Annotated in this window: 19 protein-coding genes and 1 pseudogene; 10 read left to right on the top strand and 10 right to left on the bottom strand. The window is 71.0% G+C overall.

Features of this window, described 5'->3' with window-relative positions:
- Positions 1-5 precede the first annotated feature (5 nt).
- The 5 genes from ACGF4F_RS04390 to ACGF4F_RS04410 form a co-directional block, all read right to left on the bottom strand.
- On the bottom strand, positions 6-1301 hold the full coding sequence (locus tag ACGF4F_RS04390; RefSeq protein ID WP_393074700.1) for an ABC transporter substrate-binding protein: 1296 nt from the start codon (positions 1299-1301) through the stop codon (positions 6-8).
- A gap of 11 nt (positions 1302-1312) precedes the next feature.
- The gene (locus tag ACGF4F_RS04395; protein WP_357436394.1) at positions 1313-2416 is read right to left on the bottom strand and encodes a 6-phosphofructokinase; all 1104 of its coding nucleotides are present in this window, start codon (positions 2414-2416) and stop codon (positions 1313-1315) included.
- A 2-nt stretch (positions 2417-2418) separates the two neighbouring features.
- Positions 2419-3870: an aldehyde dehydrogenase family protein gene (locus ACGF4F_RS04400; RefSeq protein ID WP_357436395.1), complete on the bottom strand. Its 1452-nt coding sequence runs from the start codon at positions 3868-3870 to the stop codon at positions 2419-2421.
- Entirely contained in the window at positions 3867-4994 is a 1128-nt protein-coding gene (locus ACGF4F_RS04405; protein WP_357436397.1) for a mandelate racemase/muconate lactonizing enzyme family protein, read from the bottom strand. The genes ACGF4F_RS04400 and ACGF4F_RS04405 overlap by 4 nt, the downstream gene beginning before the upstream one ends.
- 259 nt (positions 4995-5253) lie before the next feature.
- Positions 5254-6036 (bottom strand): DeoR/GlpR family DNA-binding transcription regulator, encoded by a 783-nt coding sequence (locus ACGF4F_RS04410; protein ID WP_357436399.1) that lies wholly within the window; start codon positions 6034-6036, stop codon positions 5254-5256.
- A 124-nt stretch (positions 6037-6160) separates the two neighbouring features.
- Here ACGF4F_RS04410 and ACGF4F_RS04415 point away from each other — a divergent pair, with 124 nt between their 5' ends.
- The 4 genes from ACGF4F_RS04415 (at position 6161) to ACGF4F_RS04430 (ending at position 8529) form a co-directional block, all read left to right on the top strand.
- Positions 6161-7027: a hypothetical protein gene (locus ACGF4F_RS04415; protein ID WP_393074705.1), complete on the top strand. Its 867-nt coding sequence runs from the start codon at positions 6161-6163 to the stop codon at positions 7025-7027.
- Between the two features lies 1 nt (position 7028).
- Positions 7029-7754: a TSUP family transporter gene (locus ACGF4F_RS04420; protein ID WP_393074708.1), complete on the top strand. Its 726-nt coding sequence runs from the start codon at positions 7029-7031 to the stop codon at positions 7752-7754.
- Entirely contained in the window at positions 7748-8158 is a 411-nt protein-coding gene (locus ACGF4F_RS04425) for a DUF202 domain-containing protein (RefSeq protein ID WP_357436402.1), read from the top strand. The genes ACGF4F_RS04420 and ACGF4F_RS04425 overlap by 7 nt, the downstream gene beginning before the upstream one ends.
- 65 nt (positions 8159-8223) lie before the next feature.
- Positions 8224-8529, top strand: coding sequence for a DUF202 domain-containing protein (locus ACGF4F_RS04430; protein WP_357436404.1), 306 nt, complete (start codon positions 8224-8226; stop codon positions 8527-8529).
- 131 nt (positions 8530-8660) lie between these two features.
- On the opposite strand, the pseudogene ACGF4F_RS04435 reads toward ACGF4F_RS04430, so the two are convergent.
- A pseudogene (locus ACGF4F_RS04435) lies at positions 8661-8798 on the bottom strand (cytochrome P450); the annotation flags it as partial.
- A 284-nt stretch (positions 8799-9082) separates the two neighbouring features.
- On the opposite strand from ACGF4F_RS04435, the gene ACGF4F_RS04440 reads away from it, so the two are divergent.
- From ACGF4F_RS04440 to ACGF4F_RS04450, 3 genes are read left to right on the top strand one after another with little or no spacing between them, the layout of a single operon-like run.
- Positions 9083-9499, top strand: coding sequence for a GntR family transcriptional regulator (locus ACGF4F_RS04440; protein WP_357436406.1), 417 nt, complete (start codon positions 9083-9085; stop codon positions 9497-9499).
- An 11-nt stretch (positions 9500-9510) separates the two neighbouring features.
- Positions 9511-10401, top strand: a complete 891-nt coding sequence (locus ACGF4F_RS04445) for an ABC transporter ATP-binding protein (protein ID WP_357436407.1) — start codon at positions 9511-9513, stop codon at positions 10399-10401.
- Positions 10398-11387 carry a transporter gene (locus ACGF4F_RS04450; RefSeq protein WP_393074713.1) on the top strand — a complete coding sequence of 330 codons (990 nt, stop codon included), beginning with the start codon at positions 10398-10400 and terminating at the stop codon, positions 11385-11387. Before ACGF4F_RS04445 ends, ACGF4F_RS04450 begins: the two co-directional genes overlap by 4 nt.
- A gap of 86 nt (positions 11388-11473) precedes the next feature.
- On the opposite strand, the gene ACGF4F_RS04455 is transcribed toward ACGF4F_RS04450, so the two are convergent.
- Positions 11474-12724, bottom strand: a complete 1251-nt coding sequence (locus ACGF4F_RS04455; RefSeq protein WP_393074716.1) for a YncE family protein — start codon at positions 12722-12724, stop codon at positions 11474-11476.
- A 95-nt stretch (positions 12725-12819) separates the two neighbouring features.
- Between ACGF4F_RS04455 and ACGF4F_RS04460 the strand changes: the two genes are divergently transcribed.
- Together ACGF4F_RS04460 and ACGF4F_RS04465 are read left to right on the top strand one after the other, a co-directional pair.
- Positions 12820-13380 carry a sigma-70 family RNA polymerase sigma factor gene (locus tag ACGF4F_RS04460; RefSeq protein ID WP_357436412.1) on the top strand — a complete coding sequence of 187 codons (561 nt, stop codon included), beginning with the start codon at positions 12820-12822 and terminating at the stop codon, positions 13378-13380.
- Entirely contained in the window at positions 13373-14092 is a 720-nt protein-coding gene (locus tag ACGF4F_RS04465) for a hypothetical protein (RefSeq protein ID WP_393074719.1), read from the top strand. The genes ACGF4F_RS04460 and ACGF4F_RS04465 overlap by 8 nt, the downstream gene beginning before the upstream one ends.
- Before the next feature lie 357 nt (positions 14093-14449).
- Here ACGF4F_RS04465 and ACGF4F_RS04470 read toward each other — a convergent pair whose 3' ends face one another.
- Complete coding sequence (locus ACGF4F_RS04470) at positions 14450-14695, bottom strand: hypothetical protein (RefSeq protein WP_357436416.1); 246 nt, start codon at positions 14693-14695, stop codon at positions 14450-14452.
- Between the two features lie 642 nt (positions 14696-15337).
- Positions 15338-15781 carry a hypothetical protein gene (locus tag ACGF4F_RS04475; protein WP_393074722.1) on the bottom strand — a complete coding sequence of 148 codons (444 nt, stop codon included), beginning with the start codon at positions 15779-15781 and terminating at the stop codon, positions 15338-15340.
- A 289-nt stretch (positions 15782-16070) separates the two neighbouring features.
- Between ACGF4F_RS04475 and ACGF4F_RS04480 the strand changes: the two genes are divergently transcribed.
- The gene (locus ACGF4F_RS04480) at positions 16071-18452 is read left to right on the top strand and encodes a PA domain-containing protein (RefSeq protein ID WP_357436418.1); all 2382 of its coding nucleotides are present in this window, start codon (positions 16071-16073) and stop codon (positions 18450-18452) included.
- Here ACGF4F_RS04480 and ACGF4F_RS04485 read toward each other — a convergent pair.
- The gene (locus ACGF4F_RS04485; RefSeq protein WP_357436419.1) at positions 18405-19397 is read right to left on the bottom strand and encodes a helix-turn-helix domain-containing protein; all 993 of its coding nucleotides are present in this window, start codon (positions 19395-19397) and stop codon (positions 18405-18407) included. The genes ACGF4F_RS04480 and ACGF4F_RS04485 overlap by 48 nt on opposite strands.
- Positions 19398-19430: the final 33 nt, after the last annotated feature.

Below are 19430 nucleotides of genomic sequence, written 5' to 3' on the forward strand. Positions count from 1 at the left end.
GAGACTTATCCGGCGTTCTTCGCCAGCAGCGGAGTGAGGCCGTCCTGGATCTCCTTGGCTGCGGCGTTGGCGTCCGCCTGGCCGAGGATCACCTTGCCGACGGCGTCGCCGACGACCTTGCGCATCTCAGGGGCGGCGACACCGACCGGGCCGACCTCCGTGGAGCCGTTCGCCTGCACGTTGGCGAGCGCCCTGCTCCACTCCTTCAGCGTCTCGGTGTTCAGCGTGTCGGTGTACGCCTTGTCCTGCGCGACCGAGGTCCGCGGCGGAGCGATACCGTCCGTGGTCAGCTTGAGCTGGGTGGCCTTGCCGGTCGCCCACTCGATGAACTTCCAGGCCGCGTCCTTGTGCTTCGAGTACGAGGACATGGCGATGCCCCAGTTCAGGACGGTCGACTTCGAGCCCGCCGAGCCGGCCGGGAAGTCCAGCACGCCGATCTTGCCGACCACCTTCGAGGTCTTCGGGTCGTTGATGCTGCTGATCTCGTTGCTGGACTCCAGCTCCATCGCCGCGTTGCCGGCCGCGAAGAGCGCCGAGGACTGGGTGAAGGTGTTGTTGACGACGCCGGGCGGGCCGTAGTCCTTGGCGAGGGTCGCGTACCGGTTGATCGCGTCCGCGGCGCCGGGGTTGTCGAAGTTCGGGGTACCGTCCGGCTTGGTCCACTCCAGGCCCTGGGAGTGCAGGAACGGGCCGAAGGTGAACGGCAGGGCGGCGGACTGGCCGCGCAGCGCGATCGGGGTGACCTTGCCCCCGGACTTCTGCTTGATCGCGGCGGCGACGGTGGGCAACTCGTCGAGGGTCTTCGGCGGCGTGATGCCGTACTGCTTGAACAGGTCCGTCCGGTAGTAGAGGACAACGCCCTCGACGTTCACCGGCGCGGCGATCATCTTGTCCTGGATCGTCATGCCGGTCTTGACCGCGGCCGGGAAGTCGGCGACGTCGTACGCGGCGGACTTGCTCATGTAGTCGTCGAGCGGAGCGTAGTAGCCGGCCTTGCTGAACTGCAGGCCCTCGCGCGACGGCAGCGTCATGAAGACATCCATGGAAGAGCTGCGCGACTGCAGGTTCAACGAGATCTTGTCGCGCGCCTGCTGCTCGGCGAAGGTCTGCACCTTCACCTTGACGCCCGAGGCCTTCTCGAACTCGGGGATCAGCGGCTCGATGGCCTTCTGCCAGGGGTGGTTGGACATGACGAGGGAGATCTCGTTGGCGCTGCCGCCCGAGTCGCTGCCGCCGCAGCCGGCGGCGAGCCCGCCGACGAGGGCCAGGGCGAACCCGGCACTCAAGATCTTGTTTCGCATCTTTATGCCTTTCAGTTCTGACCGAGGAGTGGAGTGAGCCAGTCGTGGAAGTCGCCGAGGTCGGCGGGATTGGTACTGCGCCACTGCGGGGGTACGGGCCGGGTCCGGCCGGCCACCTCCGCGAGCGGCACCGGGTCGTACACGGTCTCGCCGGCGCTGCGGTGCAGGCCGACCATCAGGCCGGTGGCACGGTCGGCCAGCAGCTTCGCCGCGTGCCGTCCCGCCTCCGCCGCCTCCGCCCGGTCGACGTCGCTGGCGAGCGCGCCGCTGCTGCGCTGGGCCATGCCGAGCACTTCGCCGCGGGCGGCGACACCGAGCTCGGTGCTCACCAGCCCGGCGAGCGCCCTGGAGACGCCGCCGAGGATGATCCGGGTGTGGTTGACCGCCTCGAACGGATCGTCGGTCAACTCGCTCGCCGCGCCTTCGCTGACGACCACGAACGCCCGCCCGTGGGCGCGCAGGGCATCCTGCACGGTGGTGAGGAACGCCGCCCGGTCGAAGGCGAGCTCCGGGATCAGCACCAGGTGCGGCGCGTACGCCGGATCGTCGCGGTGCCAGGTCGCGGCGAGGGCCAGCCAGCCCACCGAGCGGCCGAGGGTCTCCACGATGCGGACCGGTTCGATGCCGGACATCGCCTCGTGGTCACGGGCCAGGTCCGGGACGACCTTCGTGAGGTAGCGCGCCGCGGACCCGTATCCGGGGCAGTGGTCGATGCCGACCAGGTCGTTGTCCACGGTCTTCGGGATTCCGACGACGCTCAGCTCCCGCCCGGTCGCGGCGGCCCGGTTCGCGAGGGCGTGCAGCAGCGCCATCGTCCCGTTGCCGCCGATCAGCGCCACGCCTTCGACACCGTTCGCGGCCAGGACGTCGAGTGCGGTGTCGAGGTCCCCTTCGGTGACCGCCCGCCGCCCGGCGCCGAGCCAGGATCCGCCGTGCCGGGCCGCGACGGCCGGCACGTCGGCGGCGGTGACCGGGGTGAGCCGGCCCTCGACCAGGCCGTCCGGGCCTCCCCGCAGCGCCAGCACGTCGTGATCCGCCGCCGCCTCGAGGAAGCCGCGGAGGCTGGCGTTGACGACGCTGGTCGGTGCGCCGGTCTGTCCGATGAGCAGGCGCATCGTCACACCTGCGCCTTCGAGCCGACGGACAGGAAGGTCTGGAAGGCCTCCAGGCCGGGGCGGCCGCCCTCGTAGCCGAGGCCCGAGTCCTGCACGCCGCCGAACGGGATCCACGGCGTGTTCGGGGTCCCGGTGTTGATGCCGACGATCCCGGCGGAGAGGCGGTCGGCGACGGCGTGGGCGCGGTCGAGGTCCGCGCTGCAGACGTAGCCGGCCAGGCCGTACCCGGTGGCATGGTGCAGGGCCAGCGCGTCGTCGAGGTCGTCGTAGACGTGGATCGGCGCGATCGGCCCGAAGATCTCGTCGGTCATCACCCGGCTGTCGACGGGCGCGTCCAGCAGTACGGTCGCCGGGGCGAAGTGGCCCTTCTCGGGGACGGCGCCGCTCGTGACCTTCCTCGCGCCCTTGCTCACCGCTTCCTCGACGAGCGAGGCCATCCGGGCCGGGTCCGAGGCCGGAGCGAGGGGACCGAGGTCGGTGGCCGGATCCGTGGGGAGGCCGACGACCATCTTCTCGGTCGCCGCGACGAACGCCTCGGTGAACTCGGCCGCCACCTCGCGGGCCACGAGGATCTGGTTCGCGGCGATACAGGACTGGCCGTTGTTGCGGTACTTCGCGACCAGCAGCGTCTGCGCGGCTGCCTGCGGATCCGCATCCGGCAGCACGAGGAACGGTGCGCAACCGCCGAGCTCCATCACCGTGCGCACGAAGCGCGGCGCGGTGGCGGCGGCGACCAGCCGCCCCACCCGGGTCGACCCGGTGAAGGAGACGACGCCGACGCTCCTGTCGGCGAGCCACGGGTCGACGACGTCGGCGGGTGTGCCGAGCACGGTCGACAGGACGCCTGCGGGCACGTGCCGTTCGACGACGGCGGCCAGCACCATCGACGACAGCGGCGTCAGCTCGGAGGGCTTGAACAGCACCGGGCAGCCCGCCGCCAGCGCCGGCGCGATCTTGCGAGCCGGGATGGAGACCGGGAAGTTCCAGGGAGTGAGGACCGCGGCGACACCGGCGGGCCGCGTGGTCACCCGGTGCGTGATCCCGGGTACGACGGACAGTTGCTCGGTCTCCTGCCGGTCCAGCAGGTCGGCCATGATCCGGAAGTAGGCGACGGTCAGCCCGAGCTCGGCCGCCGACTCGGCGAGCCGTTTGCCGCTCTCCCGAGTGATCAGTGCGGGCCACTCGGGCTCCGCGGCGAGCGCCTCGACGTCTGCGGCGATGGCCCGCAGGGCGGCCGACCGGGCAGCCCGCGGCGTACCCGCCCACACCGGCAGGGCCTGCTGCGCGAGATCGAGTGCCGCCGTCGCGTCGGCACCATTACCCGTGCTGACCTCGGTGAACGGCTCGCCGGTGGCCGGGTCGAGCACTGCGAGCCGCGGTCCGCCCGCCGTCCGGCCGGTCACGCGCACGGCAGTGGCGGCCGAGAGGATGTCGTTGACGATGGGGTCGGTCACGGTAGCTGCTCCTCGTACGCGTCGAGCTGGTCCTGGTCGAGATCTATGCCGAATCCGGGCCCGTCCGGCACGCGGACCGTGCCGTGGGCGGTGAGCAGGCCGTCGGCGGCCTGCCGCAGCGGGTTGGAGCGGATGTCCCACTCGATGAGCCGGGTCGCCGACGAGATCGCGCCGGCCTGGACGGTCGTGGCGGTGGCGACCGCGCCGTTGTAGAGGTGTGGGTTGACCGTCCGTCCGGCTGCTGCCGCGGCCGCCAACACGTCGAGGTACTCGGTGACGCCGCCGACCTTGCCGAGGTCGGGCTGGAGGATCTCGACGGCCTCCAGGTATGGGGTGAACGCCGCGGCGCCGTAGAGGTTCTCCCCGGTGGCCAGCGGCATCGCGGTGCGGCGGCTCAGCTCGGCCAGCTCTGCGGGGCGGTCGCCGGCCAGCGGCTCCTCGACCCACGCGACGCCGAGGTCGGCCAGCGCGCGGACCATCTCCAGCGCCTCGGTCAGCCGCCACGCCTGGTTGGCGTCGGCGAAGATCTGCACCTGGTCGCCGAGGATCCGCCGGGCGGTCCCGACGTTGGCGAGGTCGATGTCCGCGCCGAAGCCGACCTTGACCTTGACGGCGGTGAGCCCGAGCGCGGCGCAGCGGTGGGCGACCTCGGCGACCCCGGTTGGTCCGAGGCTGGAGCCGTACACCGGCAGCTCCGTGCGTGGGCTCGCGCTGAGCAGCCGGGCCAGGCTGGTGCCGGCGTGCCGGGCGGCGAGGTCCCACAGCGCCATGTCGACGCCGCTGATCGCCTGGTAGACCGGGCCGGGTGCACCCCACTGGCGGCCCAGCGGCGCCAGCGTTGCGAGCAGCGCGCGCTGGGCGGTGGTCGGGTCGGGAAAGCTGCGGCCCTTCATGAGCGGCGCGACGCCGTCGTGGATTGTGGCGATCCGCTCGCGCCACGCCCAGGACGGGTAGTTCGCCCAGCTCTCGCCGACGCCGACCGAACCGTCGGCCAGCTCGACCTCGATCAGGATCATCACGCGGTGGTTCAGCGGCGCGAACGACATGGCGATCGGCTCGGTGGGGCGTGCCCGGAAGACCCGGCACCGCACGTCCACCACTGCGGCATCCGGCAACGTGACCATGCGGGTCTCCGTGGCTGAGGGTGCGGCCTTGAGGTCCATGTGCCTTCTCTCACGTCGACGCTATCTGCATGCAGTGTTGAACGCATGTCACCCAGGCGTCAAGAGCACGAAACAAAGAAAAGGCGGAGAGTTGGCATCCGGCGAAAGGTGCCAATGCCTCATCGGGGCGCGTTCCGCTGTCGCCCGCTCCCCGTGAGGCCTCGGCAGGATTTCGCCACTACCGCAGCGGGTCTACACCGCGTTCGCGCAGTTCACTCGCTTATGCGGTCAGAACGCGGGTGCCGGTGCGGCGTGCGGCCGTGGCAACCGCAGCGGGCAGCGGACCGTCCACGACCAGGGTGTCGATGCGGTCGAAGCCGCACACCTGAACCGGAGCGGTGGCCGTCAGCTTGCTCGCGTCGGCGAGCAGCACGACCTCCTCGGCGATGTCCATGAGGGCGTGCTTGGCGCTCAGCTCGACCTCCGAGCGCACGTACGCGCCCCGTTCGTCGACGGCGCTGGCCCCGAGGAACAGCAGGCGCACCCGCATGCGCCGGACGAGATCCAGCGCCGCGAAACCCACCATCGCCTGGTTGTCGTGCAGCAGCTCGCCGCCGATCCCGATGACCCTTGACCTGGGCCGGGACAGCATGTGGGCCAGCACGGGGACGGAGTGGGTGATCACGCAGCCGTCGAAGTCCTCGGGCAGCGCATGGGCCACCTCGGCCGCGGTCGTGCCGCTGTCGATGCCGATCGTGTCGCCGGGCTGCACCAGGCGGACCGCCGCGGCGCCGATCGCCTGCTTGGCGCCGGCGTGGCTGAGCGCGCGGGACGTGTACCCGGGGGCCCCGACGCCGCCCGGCGGAAGACTCACGCCGCCATGGACCAGCTGGACCTCGCCAGCCTCAGCGAGTCGCCGCAGGTCACGGCGGATCGTCATCGAAGAGACGCCGAGCTGGGCGCTGATGTCGGCGACCGAGAGGAAGCCGGCCCGGCGCAGCGCGGCCATGATGTGCGTCCGCCGCTGCGGGGCGCCGTCGTAGCGCATGGCTTCCACTGACACGCCCGTAGTCTAGCCCCTGTTCTTCCAGCACCAATGGATGTTATTTTTCAAACATCCTTTGATCTCAGTGCCTCGACGTCGCCGACCTCGGCGGCGCCTCGGCCGCTCCCGCGCTGGAGGAACAGTGACCACCGACCCCTCGATCCTCGCCCGCACCTCGGGCGGCTACGCCATGCTCGCCGTCGACCAGCGCGAGGCGCTGCGCGCCATGTTCGCCGCACGCCAGCCCGAGCCGGTGACCGACGCGCAGCTGACCGCGTTCAAGGTGGACGCGGCACGGGCGCTCAGCCCATACGCGTCGGCGATCCTCATCGACAAGCAGTTCGGCTGGGACGCCGTGATCGCGGACAACGCCGTCGACCCGTCCTGCGCGCTGATCGCAGCGGCCGACGCGTTCACCCCGAGCGCCACCGAGTTCGTCGCAGACGTGGCGATCGACCCCGAGGTCGACCCCGCAACCGTACGCAAGCAGGGCGCGAAGGCCCTCAAGCTGCTCGTGCTCTACCGGCCGGACGAGGCGCCTGAGCCGCGGATCGCCATGGTCACCGACTTCGTCGCCCGCTGCCGCGAGGCCGGCCTGGTCAGCATCATCGAACCGGTGTCCCGTGGCCCGCGCGACGGCGGCGCGTACGACCACGAAGCGGGAATCCACGCGGCGGCCCGCGAACTCGGCAACCTCGGTGCCGACCTCTACAAGTCGGAGGTACCAACCCACGGCAAGGGCACCGCAGACGAGATCACCGCCGGGTGCGCCTCGCTGTCGTCAGTCATCAGCAGCCCGTGGGTGGTGCTGTCCTCCGGCGTACCCGCGGAGGTCTTCCCCGAAGCCGTGCGACTCGCCTGCCGGGCCGGCGCCTCGGGTTTCCTCGCCGGCCGCGCGGTCTGGGCCTCGGTGGTCGGCAGCCCGACCATGGCCGACGACCTGCGCACGATCTCGGTTGACCGGCTGCGACGCCTCGCCGACGTGGTCGACGACGCCGTGTCGCGCTGAGATGGTGCCCGTCGCCGACGTGCTCGCGGTCAGCGCGGTCGCGCTCGGCGCCACCATGCAGAGAGCAACCGGCCTGGGCTTCGCCCTGGTGGCCGCGCCGTTTCTGGTCGTGATCCTCGGCCCCTTCTCGGGCGTGACCCTGGCCAACCTGCTCTCAGCGGCGATCAACCTGATCGTGCTGTCCATGACCGCCCGGGCGCTGCGCCGCCGCGTGGCCCTTCAGATGATCGCCGGGGTGATCCTCGCGCTGCCACTGGGGGTCTGGGTGGTCCGGGAACTGCCGGGTCCGATCCTGCTCGTCGGCATCGGCCTGATCACAGCGGGATCAGTGGCCTGGGTGGCGGTGGGCCAGAGCATGCCGTTCCTCCGGCAGCGGGGTGGTGCGGTGGCGTCCGGGTTCGCATCAGGCTTCTTCAACACGACGGCCGGGACGGGCGGACCGCCGCTCGCGGTCTACGCCGCGAGCACCGACTGGGAGCACCGAAGCTTCGTCCCGACCGTGCAGCTCGTCGGCCTGGTGACGAACGTGCTGTCGCTGGCGGCGAAGGGCCCCCCGGTCCTGTCGTGGAGACTGCTGTTGGCCTGCGGGGCGGCGATGCTGGCAGGGATCGGTGGCGGCCACTTCCTGGGGCGGTGGTTGCCGGCGACGGCTGCCCGGCGTTGGGTGCTGGCGCTCGCCCTCGCCGGAAGCGTCATAGCGATCGTCAAGGGGCTGGCGGCGTGGTGAAACGTCGTGCCTCAGCCCCGCACTCGGGCGGGCCGACGTCTCCGGGCGCGTCGACCCGGTGGCCTCGCCGCGTCTTCAGTCAGGGCAGCGACCCGGATCCGCGGTTCAGCCTCGCCAACGAGCGCACGTTCCTGGCGTGGATCCGTACCTCTCTGGCACTCTTCGCCGCAGGCGTGGCGTTGGAGGCGGTGAACCTGCCGATCGTGCCCGGGTTGCGCCGAGCGTCTGCGATCGTGCTGATCCTGCTGGGTGCCGCCGCCCCGGCCCAGGCCTGGTTCGGCTGGGTCCGCACCGAGCTCGCCCTGAGACGGGGGGAAGGACTCCCGCCACCGATGATGGCCGTGCCGGTCGGTGCGGGTCTCATGCTCGTCGGCGTCCTGGTCCTCCTGGGGCTCGTCCTGTGATCCACCTCGGCTCCTCGCCGTCGTCAGGCCCCTCCCCGGGGCCGGTCTCGTCTGGTGATCCCGGGTTGCAGCTGGAACGGACGGTGCTGGCGTGGCGGCGTACCGCAGCCGCCTTTGTCGTCGCGGCGGCCGGGGCCGGCCGTTTCCTCCTGCCGCACCTCGGCGGATGGATCTTTCTGGCCGCCGTCGCCAGCGCGATGACGGTCGTCATCGTCGCCGCAGCGGCGCTGCGCCGACGCCTTCCGCCCTCCGCCGCCCCGGCCGTGCTGAACTCGGCCCGCCCGCCCGGCCCCTGGCTGGCGGCGGTCACGCTCGCAACCGCCGCCGGCGGTCTCAGCGTGGCGCTCGCCGCACTAGCCGGATCACACTGACAGGCACCTTCTTGGACGGGGTCCGCGACCGGTCGACGCATCTGCCGTGCGAAGGCCATTGACTGTGCGCTATTGCCAGGGCCGGCGGCGCGAGGCCTGGACACCGCCCTTGGTGACACGGTGCGGCCATGTCAGCCGGTGGTGACCGGCAGCGTGGCGTAGCCGCGCAGCGCCAGGCGGTCGCGGCGTTCGCCCGGGGCGGCCAGCTTCAGCCGCGGAAGCACGGTGAGCAGCAGCGGGAACGCGACCTGCGCCTCCAGCCGGGCCAGCGGCAGCCGGCGGTCGATTGGCAGTTGGGTCACTACGGCGTGGGCGGCCTGCCCGGGCCCGGTGTCCCATTCCTGGTCACTTCTGATCGGTCCGCTGGCTGCTCACGACGCCGTCACGCCCGCCTCGTGCCTGTCGGCGTATCGCTCGCGCTGCTCGGGTGCCGGAGCGGTCGGACCGACACGCGGGCCGTGACACGCGGACGCCGCGCTTGACAGCGGCTGATTTCGCGATGATGCTGCCCACTAGTCCTACTGTCGTAGGACAATAGAGAGGATCGTCTCGAGTGATCGAGTTCGTGCTGGACAGTCGGTCGAAGGTGAACACTTACCTGCAGCTGGTGCAGCAGGTGAAACAGGCGCTCCGGGTCGGCCTGCTGGCCCCGGGCGACCAGTTGCCGAAGGTGCGTGACGTCGCGCAGTCGTTGGCGATCAACCCGAACACGGTGCTCAAGGCGTACCGCGAACTGGAGATCGAGGGCCTGGTCGCCGGGCGGCCCGGGGTCGGCACGTTCGTCGAACGGAGCCTGGCGGGCGCGTCCCTGCCCAACCAGGCGGAGCTGCGCGAGGACCTGGTGGCCTGGCTGCACCGGGCGCAGGCGGCCGGACTCACGCCCGAGGACGTCATCGCCCTGGTGGAGACCACCCTGCGGGCCGCCCTCGCCGACGACACACCACACAAGCAACCCGCGCGAGCGGAATGAGAGGACAGCCGATGGACGTGGCTCTGGAGACCGACCAGCTCGGCAAGAGGTACGGGAGCACCTGGGCGCTGCGGGACTGTTCGCTGCAGCTACCGACCGGGCGAATCGCCGCTCTGGTCGGCCCGAACGGGGCGGGCAAGAGCACCCTGCTGCACCTCGCCGTGGGCCTGCTCCGGCCGAACGCCGGGACGGTGCGGGTGTTCGGCGAATCGCCGTACGACAACACGAAGGTCCTGGCTGACATCGGGTTCGTCGCCCAGGACACCCCGCTGTACCGGGACTTCAGCGCGGCGGAACTGGTCACCGCCGGTGGGAAGCTGAACCGGCGGTGGGACGGGGCGCTGGCCCGCAACCGGCTGGCCCAGTTGGGCATCCCGCCCGACCGGCCGGTTGGCAAACTCTCCGGCGGGCAACGTGCCCAGGTGGCTCTCGCGCTCGCGCTGGCCAAGCGGCCCCGGCTACTGCTGCTCGACGAGCCGGTCGCCAGCCTGGACCCGCTGGCCCGGCGGGAGTTCCTCCAGTCGCTGATGGGCAGCGTCGCCGACGCCGGCACGACCGTCCTGCTCTCCTCGCACCTGTTGGCGGACCTGGAGCGGGTCTGCGACTACCTGATCGTGCTGCACGCCGCCCGCGTGCAACTCGCGGGCGCGGCCGACGACCTGGTGGCCGGGCATCGGCAACTCGTCGGGCCCCGCCACGACGGCGGTCCGATCGGCGGCGTCGCCGCGGTCGTCCGGGCCAGCCACACCGACCGGCAGTCCACCCTGCTGGTCCGCACCGACGGGCCGATCAACGATCCCTCCTGGACGGTCCGGGACGTCGGCCTGGAGGACGTCATCCTCGCCTACCTGGCCGACGGCGACCCGGCCGCGAGCCACACCGAATGGGGGGTGCCGGCATGATCTGGCTGGCCTGGCGGCAACACCGCAAGCAACTGCTGTTCACCCTGCTCGGGTTCGCGGCGCTCGCCGCCCTGATGATCCCTATCGGCCTGTCGATGCGGCACACGTTCACCGAGTTCGGGCTGCCGGACTGTGTCCGCCAGCTGGCCGACGCCGACGTCGCCCGGACTACCCGGGACTCCTGCGATGCGGCGTTCCGCCGCTTCAGCACCCGGTACGGCAGTTTGAACCTGGTGGCCGTCCTGCTGCTCGTCCTGCCGATGCTGGTCGGCCTGTTCTGGGGCGCCCCGCTGGTTGCCCGTGAGGTGGAGCACGGCACCCACCGGTTCGCCTGGACCCAGGGGGTGGGTCGCACGCACTGGGCGCTGGTGAAGTTCGGGCTGGTCGGCGTGGCCACGGTCGCCCTCGCCGTCTGCTACGGGCTGGGCATGTCGTGGTGGGTCAGCCCGCTGACCCAGGCCGCGCACGAGGGCCGGATGGGCGTCATCGTTTTCGACCTGCAGGGGATCGTGCCGATCGGCTACACCCTCTTCGCCGTGGCGCTCGGCATCTTCGCCGGCACCGTGTGGCGCAAGATGCTGCCTGCCATGGGCGTCACCCTCGTCGGGTTCGTCGGCGTACGGGCGGCGGCGGCGATCCTGGCCAGGCCGCACTTCCAGCCCGCCCGTACCCTCACCTTCCCGATCGAAGGGACGGAGGGGCCGAGGATCAGCCGGGGCGACTGGATCCTCGCCAGCGGCGTCCGGGATGCCGACGGCAAGATGGTGCTGGCCGACTCCCAGATCGTCTGCCCGCCCGGCACGAAGGGACCGGATGGCAGGGCCTGCGGCGCCGAACTGGGACTCGGGCCGGGCGCCTACAACTGGCAGCTCTACCAGCCGGCCGACCGGTTCTGGCTGTTCCAGAGCATCGAGACGGGCATCTTCGTGGCCCTCGCCGTGGTCCTGCTCTATCTCGCCATCCGCATGATCCGCCGGATCGCCTGAGGCGCATCAGCGGTGATCGCCGGTCCCTGCGGGGTCCGGCGATCACGCGTGTCGGCGGGTGCCGGCCCTGACCGGTCACCGGTGGATCAGCCGCGTCCGGCCAGACCCCGGACAGCGACCAGCCCGGGCACCGCGACGCGGCCGAGCTCGTTGCCGGTGGCGGGATCGTGCCAGCTGACGGCCCCGGTCTGGCCCACGTAGAGGCGCTTGCCGTCGGGGCTCAGCACGAGGCCGGTGACCGGCTCGCGGACCGACCAGTCGGCGGCGGGGCGCAGTTGCTGGAGATCCATCCGCCGCACCACCGTGCCGGCGCCGAGGAACAGACTCTCGCTGTCCGCGGCGGCGTGCCCGGTGCCGCTGCCGCCGGCCACGATGGCCGTGCGGCGTACCGTCAGCTCCTCGGTGGAGATCTCCGCGACCGTGCCGGACGTGACGTCAGAAACAAAGAGCCGACCGCCTTGTGGGCTGATCGCCATGGCGTGGCCGCTCGCCGACGCCTCCCCGAACGGATGCGGCAGGTCCACGCAGTACGCCCACCGCTCGGTGAGGTTCAGCGTGTGGACGAACGCGTGTGCGTTGCCCGGCCGCCCGCTGACCAGGTCACGGGTGTGCTGGTGGCCGGGTTGGTGCGTGTAGAGGGTGTAGAGGGTTTGGCGGTCCGGCGCGAGCACGGCCTGGCGCCCGTCGCCGCGCATCTCCTCCTCGGCGCCGGGCGGGATCGCCGCCTTGTCCCGGGTGGTGAGCGGGCCCGGAGCCTTCGTGGCGAGATCGACGACGCGGACCCGGTACCGGTCGGGCGCCGCCGCCGGGAGCCACTCGAGGACGAAGAGTCCGGCTTGATCCCCGGTGAACGTCTCCGGCACGAAGTTGCCCCGTAGTTCAAGCTGGTGCCGCACCCCGGTGACGTCGGCGACCAGCACCGGCGTCACGTCCCGGCCGTCCGGGCGTCCCAGCGCCGCATTCGCCGCATCCGAGGTGAGCGCCACCAGCGCGCCGTTCGCCGAGACAGCCTGCGGCAGCCAGCGCCCGGGCAACCTGACCCGGTCCGACGTGTGGCCGGTGGCGGTGTCGACCCGCCAGAAGGCGGTGTCGGCGCCGTCGGGCGCGGTGGCGTAGATCGCCGACCCGTCGGCGGTGGCGACGGAGCGCGGGATCGACAACCGGTCGGGGCCTCGGAGCACGCCGAGTGCGTCGTCCAGTTCGACGAGCAGGGCGTCGGGAAGCGACACGGCGGGCGCTGTGTTCCGCACCGGATCGCAGCCGACGAGCGTGGCGGCGCCGGTGCCGGCGAGGAGGGCCAGAACGGTGCGACGCGAGATCCTTGTCGTTGCCATCATGCCCGGATGACACCGGCGAACCCGCCGCAGTTCCACCCGGAGCGGGGATGGAACCAGCCCGGCGTGAGCGGTGTCATGAAGGGTGATCGGGGAGGTTGTCACTGGACGACGGAGAGCTCGTCACCCGCGCTCGGGCTGGTGACCTGGAGGCGTACGAACTCCTGGTCGCCCGGCACACCGCGCCCGCGTATCGGACGGCGGTGTTGCTCGGCGCCGGCCCGGACGCCGAGGACGTCATCCAGGAGGCGTTCGTGAAGGGATACCGCAGTCTCGCCCGCTATCGGGGAGAGTCTTCCTTCCGTTCCTGGCTTCTGGCGATCGTCGCCAACGAGACGCGGAACCTGCACCGGTCCCGCGGCCGGCGGGATGGACTCGTCCTGCGGGCCGCGGAGGCGAACCGGGGATCGGAGGTCGCCGAGGACAGCGCGGTCGGCGCCGTCCTCGCCGGCGAACGCCGCGCCATGCTGGTGCAGGCCCTGCGCCGGCTGCCCGTGAAGGACCGCGAGGTGATTGTCTGCCGGTTCTTCCTCGACCTCAGCGAGGACGAGACGGTGGCGATGCTGGGCTGGCCCAGAGGCACCGTGAAGTCGCGGACCTACCGGGCGCTGGCCAAGCTCCGCGGCCTGCTCAGCGTCGAGGAGGTCCACCATGGATGACCTCGAACGAGAACTGCGCGACCTGTCCGCCTGGCTGGACACCCCCGAACCGCCCGACGTGACCGCCCGGGTACGCGCCCGCCTCGCCGTACCCGCGCCCCGGCGGCGGCGGTGGCGCTACTACCTCGCCGCGGCGCTCGTCGCCCTGCTCGTCGCCTTGCTCCCGCCCGGCCGGGCCGCCCTCGCCGACGCCGTGACGGGGCTGCTGCGCTTCGCGGGCATCACCATCGCCACATCGCCCGCACCGACCCTGCCCACCGGCGAACCGTCGCCGCTGCCCTCGCAGCGACCCGCCGCCCTGCACGAGGCGCAGCGGCTGGTCCACTTTCCGATCCGCCTGCCGGCGAAGCTGGGTTCACCGGAGCAGGTGCTGGTCGCCGACCCCGACCGGACCGGCGCGTACCGGGTGGCCACCCTGCTCTATCGCGGCGGCACGCTGCGGATCGATGCCTTCGACGGTCGTCTCGACCCGGCGTTCCACAAGCTGGCCATGGGGCCGGGCGTAGAGTTGACCGAGGTCGATGCCGGGTACGCCATTTGGGTCGGTGGCCCGCACGCGCTGACCTACGTGGATCGCACCGGCACGGCCCGGGAGGAGACCGCACGGCTCGCCGCGTCGACTCTGATCTGGGAAGAGGCCGGGGTGAGCTACCGACTCGAAGGTGACCTGGCCAAGTCCGACGCGATCGAGATCGCCAACTCGCTGCGGTAGCGGACATGTCTCGGCTCGGCGCCTCGCTGGCGGCGTTGCGCACTGCGGTACAGGTGTGGACACGCTGGTGTTCGTATCCAGCGACGGTGAGGCGGCACGTGTGCTTGACCCCGTCCGGGGATGCTGGCCGCAGCGTTGAAAGCCGACGCGTCGCCGCACCGTTGGTTCCCGTGTTGGCCGGTGTGTCGGCATCGGCACAACGTGTGGGGTTGCGGTGCGGGCAGTTGGTCACGACGGCGTGCAGTCGGCCCCCAACGCCGCGAGGTCCGGGGTGAGTATGCCTCTCCTGATCAATGTTGCAGAAGCAAATGAGGCCGGGCGCCCGTGAAGGCTAAATGCCCACCACGATGTGGACGGCTATTGGCGGAGTGCCCGGGCGATCAGCCTGCCGATGACCAAGTACACCAGCGCGGCGAGTCCGTAGTTGAGAACGAGCCCAACCTTGGCGTCGTTCGGCGTGAACACGTCCCCGAATCCCAGTACGAACGCCTTGGCAAGCACGTAGACGAATTGAACGAAGCTGTTGCTCTGGTTGGCACCCGCCAAGGAAAAGAGAACGTGCAAGGCGAAGATGAGAGCGACGCTGCTGGTCACGCCGACCATGACGCGGGCGACGATGGTAGCGGTATCTGTCTGATTCCGTTGTCGTGGCGCTGGCGCTGGCGCTGGCGCTGGCGGGGCCGGGTAGGGCTGTGATGGGTAAGCAGGTGGCGTATAGGGCGTCGGGGGTTGGGGGTAGTGCATCGGTGGCTGGGGGATGGGCGGCGCGGGGTGGGGGTACGGCGCTGGGGGTTGGGTGCGCGGCGTGGGGTGGGGGTAGTGCGCCGTGGGTGCTAGGCCATCGCCGTGGTGTACGTCCACGTACGCGATCCGCTGTGTCGGTGGGGGGTCGGGCGCCGTGGGTTGGGTGGGGAACCGGTGGTGTTGGTCGTCGGGGTCGTAGTTGTTGTACGACATGGATGGGCAGTCTACTGTCGGTCGGGAGTCGGCAAAACCTCTCTTTCCGATTAATCGGATCTCTCTACATCGTGTCTCTTGTTCACCACAATGCGTGAGTGTCCACTGCGTCCACCTCGATGCCTGACACATCATCGCGACTGTCAGTGACCGCCGTGGCGTGGGTTGAGGTGGCCCGCTGGCCGGGTTGGTGCTCACCGGGCGAGGACGACGTTGTGCAGGTTGGCGATGCCGGAAGCGGCGTCGTTCAGCATGTAGGCGGCGCAGTGGGGCGCAGGACTATGCGGGTTACTTCCGGGAGGCGAAGACCACGACGGCGAGGGCCCAACCGACGAACAGTCCGTAGATCCCGCCACCGGCGGCCCAGTTGAAGGCGCCGCGCAGGCTGGTATCCACCTGGATGAACGCGGCCAGGAGGCCGGCGGACGCCGCAGCGAAAACGTAGGCTCCCCAGCTCGAGAAGAACAGCCTCGCGCTGCGCGATGACGCTGCCGCAACCATGAGCGACACGAAGACACCGGTCAGCACGATGAGCAGGATTGCCTTGATGTCGTTGGCGAGGATGGTCCGCACCGAATCGTCCGAGCTGAACGACCAGGTCGGCCATGCCAACTGCTTGAGAAAGAATCCCCACGCGTCGTTCGAGGTGTGGTTCTTCGCCCAGTCGGTGTAGGCCGGGTTGCCGAATGCCGCCACCAGGATCAGGGCGGCGAGTACTGCGGTGCCCGTCACGGTACGGACCCGCCCGGCTGCAGTGGTAGTCATACGCACAGTGTGAGGCGTGACTCCTAAGCAAAGCAATCCACGAGGATAAATGGCCACCCCTCCGGGAGCCAGGATGACCGCCAACACCAGCCCGATCGTTCGCCAACTGTCCGTGACACTCCGGACCGGTTGGTTGAGCCGGGCCAGCCGATGGCGGGCGGTCGCCATTTCTGGTAGCCGCCAGTGGTCATGCTGTCCGCCGCCGGTACGGCTCGACTATGAAAGGGGGGACGCATCTCTGATCACTGGGAGTCCCATGACCATGCCACTCTCGGCCCTGCACCGGGCGAGCGCCGCCGCCGTCACCTCGCTCGCCGTCGTGGTCGGCCTGCTCACCGCGGCGCCGTGGTCCACAGCGAACGCGGCGGCCTCCGCCGATGGCCTCGCCGCGGCGCCGGCTGCGCGGGTTGTCTCCGTAGGCGGCGGAGCCGAGGTCGCCCTGACGCCGCTCGGAGACACCGGCGCCACCTCGCTCGCCGCGCTGCCCAGCCCCGACGGCGTGACTCCTGGCCTTGTTGTCGCGACGAACAAGACAGGCACGACCGTGCAGACGACCGATGTCGCCAGCACGCCGACCGTGATCGAGGGCCACGCCGCACCTCTGGCCGCCAGCGCTGCCGACACCGTGCCGCTGCACTTCTCCGCGGTGGGCCGGGACGGCCGGGCCGCCCAGGCCTACATCACGGTTTTCGACCTTGAGCACGGCGCGGCGTGGACCCGCCAGTTGGTCACCGACCCGGCGCCGGGCAACGAGTGCTCCGAGGTCACCTTCGCCCGGACCACCTGCGTGCTCGTACCGCCCGGCGAGTACTCGGTGATGGCGTTCGTCACCACTCTGCCCGCCGAGAAGCCGACCATCGGAAGCAGCCGCACGTTCCAGAACATCTCGCTCGTGGGCGAGCCGGAGACGACGGTGAGCGGAGAGCGAACCTTCGCGCTCGACGCCCGCGATGCCCGGCAGCTCACGCTCAGGACCCCGGGGCGCAGCACCAAGGTGCCGCCGCAGGGTGCCATGCTCATCGGCTACGACCGCACCGCCGCGGACGGGTCCGCAGTCCACCTGGACATGCGCCCGGCATACCTCCTCGACCAGCACTTCTACCTGCAGCCGACACCGCAGGTGTCCATCGGGACGTTCCAGGCGCGCACCCGGGTCCGGCTGGAGGCCCCCGACATCACCCTGTCCGTGCCGACCGCGCCGGCCCTGCACCCGGAGTACGTCGACCGGACCTGGTTCTCCGACGTCGCTTCGGACTTCCCGGTCGTCAACGGCCGGTCCCGCCTCCCCGTGGTGGACGTCGGCCGCGCCACGGCGGCCGAACTCGCCGACCAGCAGCTGCACGGCGCGCTGGCGCTGGTCACGCACTCCGCCGACATGTCGATCGCCGAACAGTCCAACAATGCGGCCGCACACGGTGCGGGCGTGGTCGTGATCCGCAACGACGGCCCCGGTGACATCAGCGACCCGGGCGGCACCGGAGTAAAGCTGCAGGTGCCGACGATCCGGCTGAACCGGGCGGAGGGCCTCGCGCTCGCCCGACTCCCTAAGGGAGCCAGGGTGACCGTCGAGGGCGAGCCCGCCAGCCCCTATGTTTACGATCTCTACCTGAAGATGAAGGACCGGATCCCCGAGGACCCCACTTACGTCGCCCTCCCCGAGCAGCTCGCCACTCAGGTGCGTCAGGTGTACGGGCAGCCGACGCTTCCCTCGACGTTCTCCGAGGCGGCGTACCCGTGGCAGCCCGGCAACTCGTTCGTCGTCTCGACGACGTTCCCCTTCGAGGCCGGGCCGCGTACGCGCGCCGAGTACCGCATCCCCGACCCGGACACCGCATGGAGCTACGCGGTGTTCGCTCCGGAGTCCGCTTACAACACGATGTTCCCCAAGGCACCGGTGCTGCCGATGAGCCTGAGCATGCCCGGGCGCCAGGCGTACTCGGACCGCGAGAAGGACGAGCTGCCCTTCGGCCGGGCGCCGATCACGGCGGCCCCGAATCCCGCTCGGCCCGTCCAGCGCTCCGGTGATCAGCTGCGCGTGGCCGTCGACGGCTTCATCGACGCGGACGGAAACCACGGAACGGAGTACACCCACCCGAGTGGGGTTCGCACCCATCTCGAGATCAGGGCCGACGGCGCCCTGGTCGGGGAGACGGACAACCTCCCCTCCGGCACGGTCCGGCTGCCGGGCGGCGAGTCTCGCGTCTCGATCTCGTTCACCGCGGACAACCCGCAGGCGTGGAACGAGCTGTCGACACACACCGACACCGCCTGGAGCTTCCCGTCGACGACGACCGCCGGAGATGCGGCGGAGGCCCAGCCGCTGCTGCTGCCGGACTACGACGTCGGCGTCGACCTGCACAACCGGGTCCGGGCCGACCGCCAGGGCAGAGTGGCGTTCGACCTGCGGCTGCGGCGCCCTGACGGCGTACCGTCCACGCTGGGCGGGGAGCCACGCCTCGACGCGTCGTACGACGACGGTGCGACCTGGCGGCCGGCGGTCGTCACCCGCGGTACGGAGGGCTGGCGCGTCGAGCTGCCGGCCGGCAGCGGCCTGGTGTCGCTGCGGCTACACGCGGAGGACACCGGCGGCTCAGTGGTCGACCAGACGATCGTCCGGGCCTTCGACATCGGGCACTGAGCTCTCGAGCCAACCGAGCCGGACCGCCTGCACGCCCGCCTGGAAGCGCGTGCGGACGTGCAGGTGGTCCATCAGCTCGGCGATCCGGCGGCTGAGCGTACGGGTGCTGGTGCCCAGCCGGCGGGCAACCGCGTCGTCCTTCGCCCCGGAGGCGAGCAGCGCGGCGAGCTGGCGATCGCTGAACCCGCCCTCCTCTGCCGGTGCGACGATCGGCGTCGCCTGCGCCCAGAGCAGCTCGAAGAGCTGGACCAGCGCGTCGAGGAGGGTGGAAGGTCGGATGCAGACCGCCACATCGGCGCTCTGCACGCCGACCGGCAGGATCGCCAGCCGGCGGTCGCCTATCGCCAGCTTCATCGGGAGGCCGGTGTGCACCCGGGACTGCTCACCCACGCCGGCTGCGTCCTGGACCTCCTCGAGCGCACCCGGCAGCTCCAGCGCCTCTGGGGCGTAGATGCCGCGCACCCGCACCTTCGCGCGCAGGAGCCGGCGTACCGAGTTGTCCGACCGCCGGGGATCGGCGACGTACGGCGGGCGATCGAGCACCATGAGCTCGTGCCGGGTGGTGCTGAGCAGCTGCTCGAACCGGGCAGCGATCGCTGCCCGGCCGACCAGCACCTCGACGATCTCCTCCGGGCGGTACCGCTCCTCGGCGGGCATCTCGGCGAGCAGGGTGCGCGCGGCGAGCTGCGTACGCGCCAGCTCCTCGCGGCGTCGGTCGACCAGCGCGTCAACCGCGACGTCGGGCCGCGCCGCGCGCATCCTGGCGGGCTGGCCGGGCAGCCGGTGCACCAGGCCCAGCTCCTCGAGTCTGGTCAGCGAGCTGCCCACCTCGGCCGCACCACGGTCAAGTGCCGCGGCGAGGTCGCGCTGGGACGCCTCGGGGCGGGACAGGAGTTCGCGGTAGACCATCTCGTCCTCGGGGCGGACACCGATCGGCTCGAGCACCAGCCCATCTTGCCCCGGCCGGCCGGGCGGCCA

Source organism: Micromonospora sp. NPDC047740, assembly GCF_043204735.1.
Classification (GTDB): Bacteria; Actinomycetota; Actinomycetes; order Mycobacteriales; family Micromonosporaceae; genus Micromonospora.